Raw genomic sequence first — 13,952 nt, 5'->3', positions numbered from 1 at the left:
ATGTCGACATACCTTATCGGCGACGTTCACGGTTGTTACGATGAACTGAAGTCGCTGCTGGCTCAGGCTGCTTTCGATCCCGAGCGCGATCGGCTGTGGCTGACCGGCGATCTGGTGGCGCGCGGCCCCGCCTCGCTGGACGTGCTGCGCTTCGTGCGCTCACTCGGCCCGGCGGTGCGCATGGTGCTGGGCAACCACGATCTGCACCTGCTGGCGGTCTACGCCGGCATTAGCCGCAACAAGCCCAAAGATCGCATCACCCCGCTGCTGGAGGCGCCGGACGCCGACGAGCTGATCAACTGGCTGCGTCGCCAACCGGTGCTGCAGGTGGACGATGAGCAAAAGCTGGTGATGGCGCACGCCGGCATTACCCCGCAGTGGGATATCGACACCGCGAAAATGTGCGCGCGCGAAGTGGAAGCGGTATTGAGCAGCGACAGCTACCCGCTGTTTCTCGACGCCATGTACGGCGACATGCCGAACAACTGGGCACCGGAACTGAGCGGCCTGGCGCGCCTGCGTTTCAGCACCAATGCGTTCACGCGCATGCGCTACTGCTTCCCCAACGGCCAGCTCGACATGATCTGCAAAGATGCGCCGGGCACAGCGCCCGCGCCGCTGAAACCGTGGTTCGAGCTGCCGCGCCTGGTGGATCCGGAATACACCATCGTCTTCGGCCACTGGGCCTCGCTGGAAGGCAAGGGCACGCCGGAAGGCGTGATCGGGCTGGATACCGGCTGCTGCTGGGGCGGCGACTTGACGATGCTGCGCTGGGAAGACCGCCGTTACTTCACGCAGCCCGCCAATCGCGGCGAGGCGCCTGATCACGCCGGCAGACTGGCCGCATCCTGAAATCATAAAGGCGGCCCCAGGCCGCCTTTGTTCCCTTTACCGCTTTACGCCCCAATCACCCCGCCATCTTCGCGCGTGATCATCAATACCGATGAACGTGGGCGCGGGCTGTTGTTCGGGAAGTGCGAATCGCCCTCTTCTCCCGGATGCTGTACGTTGACGAACATCGTCTTGTAGTCCGGAGTGAAAGTGATACCGGTCAGTTCGCAGGACTTCGGCCCCACCATGAAACGGCGAATTTCGCCGCTGACCGGATCGCCCACCAGCATCTGGTTGTTGCCCTGCCCGGCGTAATCCCCCTTGTTGCTGTACTTGCCGTCGGTGAGGATCCACAGGCGGCCGGCGCGATCGAAGCCCAACCCGTCCGGGCTGTTGAACGTGTTGTCCGCCGTGATGTTCGGCGTGCCGCGGTTGACGCCTTCCGGGTGGGCAATCGGGTTGCCACACAGCGCATACATGTCCCAGGCAAAGGTGCCGGCGGTGGCGTCGCCGCCTTCGTCCCAGCGAATGATCTGGCCATAGATGTTGTTCGGCCGCGGGTTGGCGGCGTTCAGCGGCATCCCTTCCTCACCGCGCTTGCTGTTGTTGGTCAGCGTGCAGTAAGCGCGGCCGTCATGCGGGTTCACCGCGATCCACTCCGGGCGATCCATTTTGGTGGCGCCGACCTGCTGCGCCGCCTTGCGGGCGAAGATCAGCACTTCGGCCTCATCGCGGAAGCCGTTCTCCGGCGTCAGGCCGTTCTTGCCGAACTCGAGCGCAATCCAGCGTCCTTTGCCCTTCAGCGGCGTGCCGGCTTCGTCGCCGTCGAACAGCGCCACGTACAGCGTTCCCTCGTCCAGCAGCGTGCGATTATTGGCCGGATTGGCAGCGTCGACCACGCCTTTGGAAACGTACTTGTAGATATGCTCGCCGCGCTCGTCGTCCCCCATGTACACCACCAGGCGGCCATCTTTGGCCACGGTCACCGCCGCATTTTCATGCTTGAAGCGGCCCAGCGCGGTGTGCTTGATGGGCGTCGAGGTCGGATTCAGCGGATCGATTTCCACGATCCAGCCATGGCGGTTGAATTCGTTGGGGTTCTTCGCCACGTCGAAGCGCTCGTCATAGTCCGGCCAGTTACGCTCCGGCTCGCTGACCTTCAGCGTGTAGCGCTTCTGTTCCGGCGTGGTTGGGTAATCGGCCTGGCGGGTGCCGAAGTAGGTATCGAAGTTTTCTTCGCAGGTCAGATAGGTGCCCCACGGCGTCTTGCCGTTGGCGCAGTTGCCGAAGGTGCCCAGCACCTTGCGGCCGCTCGGATCGGCGGCGGTCTGCAACAGCGGATGCCCGGCGGCCGGGCCGCTGAACTGCATGTCGGTGTTGGCGGTGATGCGGCGGTTATAGCGCGACGGGCGCTCCACTTCCCACCGCTGGCCGTCGCCGACGCGCTTTACCGCCACGATGGAAACGCCGTGCGCCGCCTGCGATTTACGCACCTCTTCCAGGCTGGTGGCCTTGGCGCCGCCGTGAGCGAACAGGTACTGCTCGTTGACGTATTCGTTATTGATGGCCATCACACCGTGGCGATCGTCGATCGGGAAGAAGCTCATGCCGTCGTTATTGTCGCCGAACTGTTTTTCCTGATCGGCGGCGCTGTTGTTGCCCTGCGGATCAAAGGCCGGCGCGCCGTCCACCAGCGGTTCCCCCCAGGAGATCAGCACCTCCGCGCGGTAGCCCGGTGCAATGGTCACCTCGTCGGCGGTAGAGGCGGCGATGCCCTGAAAGCCCAGCAGTTTGTTCGGCGGCAGATCCTCGGCCAACGCCTCGGCGGAGACCGACCAGATGCCGCCGCCGAGAAAGCCGGCCAGGCCGACGGCACCGGCGCTGCCGAGCAGCAGTTTGCGGCGAGTGGGATCGATCAGGCGGTCGGCGTCTAATTGCTCAATTTGCTTGGTCATAGCGTGGTTACCTTTTTAGTTATGGCGCCGCGGTCAAGATTCACCAGAGTTGCCGAGGCGCTCGGAGTTGGGCTTCATACTAATCAGGTAATGTGACGGAAAGGTTACGAACGACGGGCGCAAAAAGGCCGGGGGCGCAATTGCTTGCGCCCCCGGGGAGAGTTGGCTAACGCGCTGAAATCAGCGGCGCTGCAGGATCTCGAAGCAGTAACTGTGCGAGTTCAGATCGTCGGCGTCGTGGAACTCGCTGAACGTGGTTTCCCATTCGTCCGGCTCGTAATCCGGGAAGTGGGTATCGCCGCCGACCTCGGCGTCGATGTGCGTCAGGTACAGGCGATCGGCGCGCGGCAGCAGCTGGGTATAGATGCGCCCACCGCCGATCACCATCACTTCTTCCACGTCGCCGGCGGCGGCCAGCGCTTCATCCATCGAGGTCACCCAGGTCACCCCGGCTTCGCTGCCCGGACGGCTGCTCAAAACGATATTGTGGCGGCCCGGCAGCGGGCGGCCGATGGACTCGAAAGTCTTGCGGCCCATAATAACCGGCTTATTCAACGTGTTGCGTTTAAACCACGCAAGGTCCGCCGGCAGGTGCCACGGCATGGCGTTTTCCATGCCAATAACGCGATCCGCCGCCAAGGCAGCGATCAGGCTGATAATCATTGTTTAACCCTGTGTAGGCAGCAAAATTGGTGACACTATACGTAAAGGCCTGAGTGCCGTCGATAGGCTAATCAAGCAAGATGAATATATAAGATAGCTCTTATCAGTATATCTAATAACCAACGATCTCCGGCCTAGAAATTTCACACGCCGGGGCGTTTGCGGTACAGCCACAGGCCCGGTAACGACAGGCCGATCGACAACGCGCCGACGATGAAACTGGCCTTGAGAAAGTTGGTGATCATGGTCTCCATCAGGGCTTCGCTGTAGCCCAGATGCGAGATCTCTACCACAGTTATCATCGCGGTATAGGCGGAAATGCCGGGGAACATCGGGATCACCGCCGCCACGGTGAACACCTTCGGGTGCGCCAACAGCCAGCGCGACCAGTAGATGCCGATGATGCCGATCAGGATCGCCGCCAGCAGCGAGGCCCACTCGATGTTCATACCGCCGTGCATCATCAGCATGCGCGAACCGCGCCCGATGGCCCCAAGCAGCGCGCAATAACGCAGCGCGCGCAGCGGCACGTTGAACACCATGGCGAAGCCCAGCGCCGGCACCGCCGCCAACAGCATTTCCTGCAACAAGGCCCACAGCAGACTCATGACCACCCCCGCAGATCCCACAACGACATCGCCATCACCACCCCGATGCAGGTCGCCAGCGTCAGCAGGCTGGCCATCGCCCAGCGCGCCAGCCCGGTATTGACGTGCCCCTTGAACATATCGGCCACCGCGTTGATCAGCGGGAAGCCCGGCACCAGCAACAGCACGCTGGCGGCCATCGCCACGCTCGAGGTGTCTTTAAACGCCGGCAGGCGCAGCAGCAGCCCGGAGATCGATGTAGCGACAAACGCCGTCAGGCAAAAATTGATCAGCGGATTCATCTGGCGGGCGGTGAGAATTTGGCGCACCAGCATCGCCGTGCCGCTGGCGATAAAGGTCACCAGGAAGGCGTCAGAGCCGCCACCGTTGAGCATGCTGAAGCACCCGCAGGACAACCCCACCATCAGTACCACCAGCCAGCGCGGGTAGCGCAACGGCCGGATCCTTTCAAAACGGCGCGCCACGTCGTGCGCATCCGCCAAGTGGTGTTCGGCGAGGATCACGATATGCTGCACTTCGGTCACCACCTGCATATTGATGCCGCGATCGACGTTCTTGCGGGTGGTGGTCAGACAGGCGCCGTGGCTGAGGGTGGTCAACACCACCGCATTGGCGGAGATCGAGCTTTCCACGCTGTCCATCCCCAGCGCCAGCCCCAGGCGGGTCGACAGCTGTTCCACCACCGTGCTCTCGGCGCCGTGCTGCAACAGCAGCAGCGCGCATTGAATGCACAGGCGGGTAATTTCACGCTGTTGCCGGTGCGGCTCCGGCCTCTCTGTGGCGGTAGTCTGCTGCATGGTGCTCCATCGCTGGCGGTAGATGAATAATTATCATAGAGCCTAACAATACCTCATTGGGTTGATGCGCATCAGAGGAAGCGGCGTTATTATCGCCAGAACTCTGTCTTTTGCGCGAGACGCTCCCATGCTTGAAACTTCGCTGTTCGTCGCCGGCATTGCCGCCCTCGGCATGCTCTCCCCCGGCCCGGATTTTTTCCTGGTGATCAAAAACGCCGCCCGCTATCCGCGGCTGGCCGCCATGATGACCGCCTTCGGCGTGATCTGCGGCGTCGCCACCCACATGTCCTACTGCGTCGCCGGGCTGGCGGTGGTGATCACCACCACGCCGTGGTTGTTTAACCTGCTGAAATACGCCGGGGCGGTCTATCTGGTGTGGATCGGCATCCATGCGCTGCTGTCGCGCGGCGGCGGCAAGATGAACGTCAGCAATCTGCCGCAGCAGCAGGTCAGCCTGAAGAGCGCCTTTGCGCAAGGCTACCTGTGCAACCTGCTGAACCCGAAAGCCACCCTGTTCTTCCTGGCGGTATTTACCCAGGTGTTGCAGATCGATTCCGGCCTGGGCGACAAGCTGTGGTACGCGGGGATTATTCTCGGCCTGTCGGTCATCTGGTGGCCGCTGCTGGTGTTCCTGATCCAGAGCGGGCCGGTGCGCCGCGGGCTGGAAAAGACCCAGAAGATCGTCGACAAGCTGCTGGGCGGTATGCTGATCGCCTTGGGCATCAAGGTCGCGCTGAGCTAAGCAAAAAAAGGGGCGCCATCACGGCGCCCCTACTCTTATCCTTTGGCTTCCACCACGTCGTCCTCCGGCGCCTTGCCGTCGATACTGCCGCGCCAGCCGGTCTGCTGCACCCGTGCCAGCCGATTCTGATCCTGCTCGATGGCCGCGCTGAGCATCTCCTTGGCCCGCTGCAGGCTGGCGATGCGGAACTCGGTGTCCTGATAATTCTCCAGCGTATCTTCCAGCATCTTCAGGTTATAGCGGCGGAACGTGTCCGCCTTCTCGCGCGCCTCATAGGCGTCCAGCCCCAGCAGTTCCAGCGTTTCACGGCCGATGCGCAGCGAGCTTTCAAAGGTTTCGCGCTCCGGTTTTTCCACCCCCAGCTGCCGCAGCTGATACCAGTGATCGACGTCGCGCGCTCGCGCCACCACCTTCAGATGCGGGAAGTGCTGCCTGGCCAGCTCGGTTAACGCCAGGCTGTCTTCCACGTCGTCGATGGCGTTGATCAGCACCTTGGCGTGGGCGGCGCCGGCGGCCTCCAGCAAATCGGCGCGCGTGGCGTCGCCGTAGAACACCTTGGTGTCGAATTTGCGCAGCGTCTCGATATGGTCCGGATCGTGATCCAGTACCACGGTGTGTACGCCGTTGGCCAACAGCAAACGGCCGGCGATCTGGCCGAAACGGCCGAAGCCGGCGATGATCACGCTGGCATTCTCGTCGTCGATAACGTCAGCCGGGCGCTCCTCTTTCGGCGCATTTTTCTCCAGCTGCGCGGCGATCACCAGCAGCAGCGGGGTAGCCGCCATTGACAGCGCCACCGCCAGCGTCAGCGACTTGGCCCATTCAGGCGGCAGTACGCCGGCCAGCTGCGCGGCGCTGAAAATCACGAAGGCGAATTCACTGCCCTGCCCCAGCAGAATGGCGAACAGGCCGCGCTGGCGCTTCGGCACGCCGAGCAGCGGCCCTATCAGCCACAGCAGCGCCGCCTTGATCAACATAAAGCCCAGCAGCAGCGAGGCGATCAGCAGCGGATGATGGAACAGCGTGCCGAAGTCGATCGACATGCCAACGCCGATAAAGAACAGCCCCAGCAGCAGCCCCTTGAACGGCTGAATATCGCTCTCCAGCGCGTGGCGGTATTCCGAGCTCGCCAGTAGCACCCCGGCCAGGAACGCCCCCATCGCCATCGACAGCCCGGCCATCTCCAGCAGGATGCCGAAACCGAACACCAGGAACAGCGCCACGGCGCTGAACACTTCGCGCATGCCCGAACGGGCGACGAAGTGCAGCAGCGGGCGGGTGACGTAGCGGCCGAGCAGTACCACTATCGTCAACGCGCCCACCACTTTGGCCGCCGACAGCACGAAAGCGCCCAGCGTGGTGGTGGCGCCGCTGCTGGCCAGCAGCGGGATCATCGCCACCAGCGGGATCGCCGCAATATCCTGGAACAGCAGCACCGCAAACGCGCTGCGGCCGATCGGCGACGGCGTCAGGTTGCGTTCGCTCATCGCCTGCATGGCGATGGCGGTGGATGAGAGCGCCAGCGTCAGGCCTATCAGCAGCGCCACCTTCCAGTTAAGGCCAAGGAAATAACAGAAGGCGCTCAGCGCCAGGCCGCAGCCCACCATCTGAATGCTGCCGCCGCCGAACACCGAGGCGCGCAGCGTCCACAGCCGCTTGGGATCCAACTCCAGGCCGATGATAAACAGCATCAACACCACGCCGATCTCGGCGAAGGTCAGGATCGACTCGGCGTCCGACACCAGCTTCAGCCCCCAGGGGCCGATAATGCAGCCGGCGATCAGGTAGCCGAGCACCGAGCCCAGCCCCAATCGCACCGCGATCGGCACGAACAGCGCCGCGGAGCCGAGGTAGATCAGCCCCTCGATCATCATGTGGTGGTTATCCATGGCTGGCCTCCCGAGTTTCAGCTTCGGCATGTTCCATCAGGTAGTCGACCAACCGCTGCCGGTAGGCTTCGCCGGCGGCAAGCAGCGCCGGTTCGTTGCAGGTAAAGGTGTTATGCAGGGCGAAATAAGGCTGCCAGTTCATGCCGCAGTAAATCGCCGTGGCCTGCAGCGGCTGCGCCAGCGCGGCGAAGTTGGGAAAGTCGCCCAGCTCGAAGTGGTGCTCGTCGCCGCCGCTTGTCACCGCCCACAGGCAATCTTTACCCACCAGCGCATTGCCGTCGTGGCCATAGGCCCAGCCGTGCTCCAGCACTTTGTCGATCCATAGCTTCAACAGCGGCGGGAAGCTGTACCACTGCATCGGATGCTGCAGCACCACCATGTCGGCGCGCGCCAGCGCCCGCTGCTCGGCGTTGATGTCGATATTGAAATCGGGGTACAGCTCATACAGCGAGCGCACCTCTACCTCGGGAAGATCCCTCACCGCCTGCAGCAGGCGCTGATTGGCATGCGAATGCCGGGGATACGGGTGAGCATAAATTATCAGAATCATTGTTATCGTCGTTCCTTCGTTCCTTGCCAATACACCAAGCATATACCAATCACACAGGGTGACAGTTTGCCCACTGATTGATAGCGGAAATTTTTAACGCCTGCCGACAAATTCGCTGAATAAAAAAGGGCGCTGCATCTGCAGCGCCCCTGGCCTAGCGTTATCGCACGGTTACTTGCCGATGCGCGCGTGCATTTCCTGCACCGACGTGACCTGCTCGGTCGGATCCGCTTTCAGCGCCATCGCGGTGGCGAAGCCGCCGTTCAACGTGGTGTCGTAGTGCACCTTGTACTGCAGGGCGCTGCGGCGAATCAGCTTGGAGTCCTCAATCGCCTGACGACCGGCCGTGGTGTTGACGATGTAGGTGTACTCGCCATTCTTGATACGGTCCTGGATGTGCGGACGCCCTTCGTGCACCTTGTTGACCAGGCGCGGGTTGATGCCCGCTTCGCCCAGCACCACCGCGGTGCCGTGGGTGGCGTCCAGCTCGAAGCCTTGCTTCAGCAGGCTGGCGGCCAAATCGACCACGCGAGCCTTGTCGCCTTCACGCACCGACAGCAACGCGCGGCCCTGTTTCTTCATGCCCGAGTTGCTGCCCAGCATCGCTTTGGAGAAAGCCTCCGCGAAGGTGCGGCCCACGCCCATCACTTCCCCGGTAGAGCGCATTTCCGGCCCCAGAATCGGGTCGACGCCCGGGAATTTGTTGAACGGCAGCACCACTTCTTTCACCGAGTAGTACGGCGGGATAATTTCTTCGGTCACGCCCTGCTCGACCAGCGTTTTGCCCGCCATTACGCGCGCGGCCACTTTAGCCAGCGGCACGCCGGTCGCTTTGGACACGAACGGCACGGTGCGCGCGGCGCGCGGGTTCACTTCAATCAGGTAGACTTCGTTGTCTTTCACCGCGAACTGCACGTTCATCAGGCCGCGCACCTGCAGCTCGAACGCCAGTTTTTCCACCTGTCGACGCATCACGTCCTGAATTTCCTGGCTCAGGGTGTATGCCGGCAGCGAACACGCGGAGTCGCCGGAGTGCACGCCCGCCTGCTCGATGTGCTCCATGATGCCGCCAATCAGCACGCGCTCGCCGTCGCAGATGGCGTCGACGTCCACTTCCACCGCGTCGTCCAGGAAGCGGTCCAGCAGCACCGGCGCATCGTTGGACACGCTGACCGCGGTCTGGAAGTAGCGGCGCAGATCGATTTCGTCATAGACGATTTCCATCGCTCGGCCGCCCAGCACGTAGGAAGGGCGCACCACCAGCGGATAGCCGATGCCCGCCGCCTTCTCCACCGCCTGCTCGATGGCGGTGACGGTGGCGTTGGCCGGCTGCTTCAGGCCCAGACGGTTAACCGCCTGCTGGAAGCGCTCGCGGTCTTCGGCGCGGTCGATGGCGTCCGGGCTGGTGCCGATGATCGGCACGCCCGCGGCTTCCAGCTCGCGCGCCAGCTTCAGCGGGGTCTGGCCGCCGTACTGCACGATCACGCCCTTCGGCTTCTCGATGCGCACGATCTCCAGCACGTCTTCCAGCGTTACCGGCTCGAAGTACAGGCGGTCGGAGGTGTCGTAGTCGGTGGAGACGGTTTCCGGGTTGCAGTTGACCATGATGGTCTCGTAGCCGTCTTCGCGCAGCGCCAGCGAGGCGTGCACGCAGCAGTAGTCGAACTCGATGCCCTGGCCGATACGGTTCGGCCCGCCGCCCAACACCATCACTTTCGGCCGGTCGTTGGTCGGGTTGGACTCGCACTCTTCTTCATAGGTGGAGTACATGTAGGCGGTGTCGGTGGCGAATTCCGCCGCGCAGGTATCCACACGCTTGTACACCGGATGCAGGCCGTGGCTGTGGCGCAGCTTGCGAATTTCGCTCTCGGCGACGCCGGCCAGCTTGGCCAGACGCGCATCGGCGAAGCCCTTGCGCTTCAGGGTGCGCAGGAACGCTTTGTCCAGGCCGTTGATGCCCGCTTCGGCCACCTGCTCTTCCAGGCGCACCAGTTCTTCAATCTGCACCAGGAACCAGCGGTCGACGTTGGTCAGGTTAAAGACGCCGTCAACCGACAGCCCGGCGCGGAAGGCGTCGGCGATATACCAGATGCGGTCAGAGCCGGCGTCTTTCAGCTCGCGGCGGATCTTGGTCAGCGCTTCCGGATCGTCCAGGCTCACTTTCGGATCGAAGCCGGTGGCGCCCACTTCCAGACCGCGCAGCGCTTTTTGCAGCGACTCCTGCTGGGTGCGGCCGATGGCCATCACTTCGCCGACCGACTTCATCTGGGTGGTCAGGCGGTCGTTGGCGCCGGCGAACTTCTCGAAGTTGAAGCGCGGGATCTTGGTCACGACGTAGTCGATGGACGGTTCGAACGATGCCGGGGTGCGGCCGCCGGTGATGTCGTTCATCAGCTCATCGAGGGTGTAGCCCACCGCCAGCTTGGCGGCGATCTTGGCGATAGGGAAGCCGGTGGCTTTCGACGCCAGCGCCGAAGAGCGCGACACGCGCGGGTTCATTTCGATAACGATCAGGCGGCCGGTTTTCGGGTTGACCGAGAACTGCACGTTGGAGCCGCCGGTTTCGACGCCGATCTCACGCAGCACCGCCATCGAGGCGTTGCGCATGATTTGGTATTCCTTGTCGGTCAGGGTCTGCGCCGGTGCGACGGTGATCGAGTCGCCGGTGTGGATGCCCATGGCGTCGAAGTTTTCGATGGAGCAGACGATGATGCAGTTGTCGTTCTTATCGCGCACCACCTCCATCTCGTACTCTTTCCAACCGATCAACGATTCATCGATCAGCAGCTCGTTGGTCGGTGACAGGTCGAGGCCGCGTTCGCAGATCTCTTCGAACTCTTCGCGGTTGTAGGCGATGCCGCCGCCTGTGCCGCCCATGGTAAAGGAAGGGCGGATGATGCACGGGAAGCCGACGTCAGCGGCTACCGCCAGCGCTTCTTCCATGGTGTGCGCGATGCCGGAACGCGCGGTGTCCAGACCGATTTTCTTCATCGCCACGTCGAAACGGCGACGGTCTTCGGCCTTGTCGATCGCATCGGCGGTCGCGCCGATCATGGTAACGCCGAACTCGGCCAGCACGCCCTGACGCTCCAGCTCCAGCGCGCAGTTCAGCGCCGTCTGGCCGCCCATGGTCGGCAGCACCGCATCCGGGCGCTCTTTTTCGATGATCTTGCGCACCACTTCCCAATGGATCGGCTCGATGTAGGTCGCGTCGGCCATTTCCGGGTCGGTCATGATGGTCGCCGGGTTGGAGTTGACCAGAATGACGCGGTAACCCTCTTCGCGCAGCGCTTTACACGCCTGGGCACCCGAGTAGTCGAACTCACACGCCTGGCCGATAACGATCGGGCCAGCGCCGAGGATCAGGATGCTTTTTATGTCTGTACGTTTTGGCATTTTTTACTGCTCCTGATTATTTGGCGTTAGAACGGTAAGTCTCAATCAGTTCGATAAAGTGATCGAACAGCGGCGCGGCATCGTGCGGGCCAGGGCTGGCTTCCGGGTGACCCTGGAAGCTGAACGCCGCTTTGTCGGTGCGGTGAATGCCCTGCACCGTGTGGTCGAACAGCGATTTGTGCGTGACGCGCAGGTTCGCCGGCAGGTTGTTTTCATCGACGGCGAAGCCGTGGTTCTGCGCAGTGATCATCACGGTGTTGTTGTCCAGATCCTTCACCGGGTGGTTGCCGCCGTGGTGGCCGAGCTTCATCTTCATGGTTTTCGCCCCGCTGGCCAGCGCCAGCAACTGGTGGCCCAGGCAGATGCCGAACACCGGAATGTCGGTTTCCAGGAACTGTTTGATGGCGGCGATGGCATAGTCGCACGGCTCCGGGTCGCCCGGGCCGTTGGACAGGAAGATGCCGTCCGGATTCATTTTCAACACCTCGTCGGCCGGGGTCTGCGCCGGCACCACGGTCAGGCGGCAGCCGCGATCCACCAGCATGCGCAGGATGTTGCGCTTGGCGCCGTAGTCGTAAGCCACCACGTGGAACGGCAGTTCCGCGGCGGTTTTGGCTTCAGGCAGGTCGCCTTCAAGCGTCCAGCTGCCTTGCTGCCAGCTGTAAGCCTCTTGGGTGGTGACCTCTTTCGCCAGATCCATACCCTTCAATCCCGGGAAACCTTGCGCTTTGGCCAGGGCCAGCGCGGCGTCCGGCGAGTCGGCGGCGATGATGCAGCCGTTCTGGGCGCCCTTCTCGCGCAGCAGGCGGGTTAATTTACGGGTATCGATATCGGCGATCGCCACGATGTTGTGACGCTTGAGGTAGTCGGACAGGCTTTCTTCGTTGCGGTAGTTGCTGGCGATCAGCGGGAGGTCACGAATGACGAGGCCTTGGGCGTGTACTGCGGAGGATTCTTCGTCGGAAGCATTGGTGCCGACATTGCCGATATGAGGATAAGTAAGAGTAACGATCTGGCGGGAATAGGAAGGATCAGTGAGGATTTCTTGATAACCGGTCATCGACGTATTGAAGACCACTTCCCCCACTGCCGTTCCCTCTGCCCCGATGGCCCGACCGTGGAATTGGGTTCCGTCTTCCAGAACCAATAGCGCTGACTTTATCAAAACATCCTCCGAGGAATAATCAATCACAATATTTGCATATTAATTCAGATATCGCGATCTAAATCAATGCAAAAACCGTCCGCGAGGCCAATTTTTGGCAAATTGGGCGCATTTTAATGATGAGTGCTCGGCTTGTCTACCCAAACTGCCGTTTTTTGTTTTATTTTTGCAGTTCTCGGCGTTCATGCGGCTTGAGCGGCGATAAAAACACAGAAAACCGGGGCTGGAAAACGGTTGCGGGAAAGAATGATGGGAAACGGTGCCAGAATGGGCTCAAAAAGACGCTAAAATGAGACTCAGCGGATAAAAACGGGACGATCAGCAAGATAAACACCAACAAATAACAATCAAAACAACAAAGTCTTACCAAAGCCTCATTTTTCATGTTAAAAAAAAGGACAATAAAATTATTGTCCGATTATCATAGCATTATGATCAATACAACCACATCACGATGGTATGCAAATCAATTATAATTGGTCAAGATTCAACACATCTCGCATATCAAACAGACCTTTATCCCGGTTATGCAGCCAGCTAGCCGCGCGCACCGCGCCGCTGGCAAAAGTCATCCGGCTGGAGGCCTTATGGGTGATTTCCACCCGTTCACCGATGTCGGCGAACATCGCGGTGTGTTCGCCGACGATGTCGCCGGCGCGAATGGTGGCAAAGCCGATGCTTTTCGGATCGCGTTCGCCGGTATGGCCTTCGCGCGCATAGACCGCGCAGTTTTTCAGGTCGCGCCCCAACGCGCCGGCGATCGCTTCGCCCATGGCCAGCGCCGTGCCCGACGGCGCATCCACTTTGTGCCGGTGGTGCGCCTCGACGATTTCGATATCGGTATAGTCGCCCATTACCTGCGCGGCCTTCTCCAGCAATTTCAGCACCAGGTTGACGCCGACGCTGAAGTTGGCGGCGAACACGATGCCGATATGCTGCGCCGCATCGCGGATCGCCTGTTTGCCGGCGTCATCGAAGCCGGTTGTGCCAATCACCATCGCCTTGTGGTGCGCCACGCAAAAATCCAGGTAGCCCCGGGTGCTCTCCGGGCGGGTAAAGTCGATCAAAACATCGAACTCGCTCGCCACCTTCTCCAGACTGTCGCTCACTTTGATACCCAGCGCGCCAATGCCCGCCAGTTCGCCGGCGTCGACGCCGACCAGGCTGGAGCCAGGGCGCGACAGCGCCGCCCCCAATAACACGCCTTCCGCCTGCTGCACCGCCTGGATCAACTGACGGCCCATCCGGCCGCCGGCGCCCGCAATCGCAATGCGGATTTGTGAATCACTCATGCTTGCTCTCTTCTTGATTTGACGCCTATCCCATTAGGCTATCGATTCAGGGTAACCGCCCCGC

Annotated in this window: 11 protein-coding genes; 2 read left to right on the top strand and 9 right to left on the bottom strand. The window is 61.6% G+C overall.

Annotation, left to right across the window (positions count from 1 at the left end; all coding sequences use genetic code 11):
• The gene (gene apaH / locus C9411_RS07040; protein WP_063991429.1) at positions 1 to 852 is read left to right on the top strand and encodes a bis(5'-nucleosyl)-tetraphosphatase (symmetrical) ApaH; all 852 of its coding nucleotides are present in this window, start codon (positions 1 to 3) and stop codon (positions 850 to 852) included.
• A gap of 44 nt (positions 853 to 896) precedes the next feature.
• Here apaH and C9411_RS07035 read toward each other — a convergent pair whose 3' ends face one another.
• The 4 genes from C9411_RS07035 to C9411_RS07020 all read right to left on the bottom strand — a co-directional run bounded on the left by C9411_RS07035 (position 897) and on the right by C9411_RS07020 (position 4,854).
• The gene (locus C9411_RS07035; protein WP_107226748.1) at positions 897 to 2,786 is read right to left on the bottom strand and encodes a PhoX family phosphatase; all 1,890 of its coding nucleotides are present in this window, start codon (positions 2,784 to 2,786) and stop codon (positions 897 to 899) included.
• Between the two features lie 180 nt (positions 2,787 to 2,966).
• Positions 2,967 to 3,449 (bottom strand): type 3 dihydrofolate reductase, encoded by a 483-nt coding sequence (gene folA, locus C9411_RS07030; protein ID WP_038873402.1) that lies wholly within the window; start codon positions 3,447 to 3,449, stop codon positions 2,967 to 2,969.
• Positions 3,450 to 3,592: 143 nt separating this feature from the next.
• Complete coding sequence (locus C9411_RS07025; protein WP_033637072.1) at positions 3,593 to 4,057, bottom strand: threonine/serine exporter; 465 nt, start codon at positions 4,055 to 4,057, stop codon at positions 3,593 to 3,595.
• Positions 4,054 to 4,854, bottom strand: a complete 801-nt coding sequence (locus C9411_RS07020; RefSeq protein WP_063991431.1) for a threonine/serine exporter ThrE family protein — start codon at positions 4,852 to 4,854, stop codon at positions 4,054 to 4,056. The genes C9411_RS07025 and C9411_RS07020 overlap by 4 nt, the downstream gene beginning before the upstream one ends.
• 127 nt (positions 4,855 to 4,981) lie before the next feature.
• Between C9411_RS07020 and C9411_RS07015 the strand changes: the two genes are divergently transcribed.
• Positions 4,982 to 5,596, top strand: coding sequence for a LysE family translocator (locus C9411_RS07015; RefSeq protein WP_107226747.1), 615 nt, complete (start codon positions 4,982 to 4,984; stop codon positions 5,594 to 5,596).
• A 35-nt stretch (positions 5,597 to 5,631) separates the two neighbouring features.
• Here C9411_RS07015 and kefC read toward each other — a convergent pair whose 3' ends face one another.
• From kefC to dapB, 5 genes are all read right to left on the bottom strand, one after another.
• Complete coding sequence (gene kefC, locus C9411_RS07010) at positions 5,632 to 7,485, bottom strand: glutathione-regulated potassium-efflux system protein KefC (protein ID WP_063991432.1); 1,854 nt, start codon at positions 7,483 to 7,485, stop codon at positions 5,632 to 5,634.
• Positions 7,478 to 8,035: a glutathione-regulated potassium-efflux system oxidoreductase KefF gene (kefF, locus tag C9411_RS07005; protein ID WP_107226746.1), complete on the bottom strand. Its 558-nt coding sequence runs from the start codon at positions 8,033 to 8,035 to the stop codon at positions 7,478 to 7,480. Before kefF ends, kefC begins: the two co-directional genes overlap by 8 nt.
• A gap of 171 nt (positions 8,036 to 8,206) precedes the next feature.
• On the bottom strand, positions 8,207 to 11,431 hold the full coding sequence (carB, locus tag C9411_RS07000; protein ID WP_107226745.1) for a carbamoyl-phosphate synthase large subunit: 3,225 nt from the start codon (positions 11,429 to 11,431) through the stop codon (positions 8,207 to 8,209).
• 16 nt (positions 11,432 to 11,447) lie between these two features.
• Positions 11,448 to 12,596: a glutamine-hydrolyzing carbamoyl-phosphate synthase small subunit gene (gene carA / locus C9411_RS06995; RefSeq protein ID WP_048232622.1), complete on the bottom strand. Its 1,149-nt coding sequence runs from the start codon at positions 12,594 to 12,596 to the stop codon at positions 11,448 to 11,450.
• A 470-nt stretch (positions 12,597 to 13,066) separates the two neighbouring features.
• Complete coding sequence (gene dapB / locus C9411_RS06990; RefSeq protein ID WP_063991435.1) at positions 13,067 to 13,888, bottom strand: 4-hydroxy-tetrahydrodipicolinate reductase; 822 nt, start codon at positions 13,886 to 13,888, stop codon at positions 13,067 to 13,069.
• Positions 13,889 to 13,952 lie beyond the last annotated feature (64 nt).

Origin of the sequence: Serratia sp. Nf2, assembly GCF_003028435.1 — a bacterium.
GTDB classification, from domain to species: domain Bacteria; phylum Pseudomonadota; class Gammaproteobacteria; order Enterobacterales; family Enterobacteriaceae; genus Serratia; species Serratia marcescens_L.
Note: the sequence above shows the minus strand (reverse complement) of the source record. Positions and strands in the feature narration are given on the sequence as shown.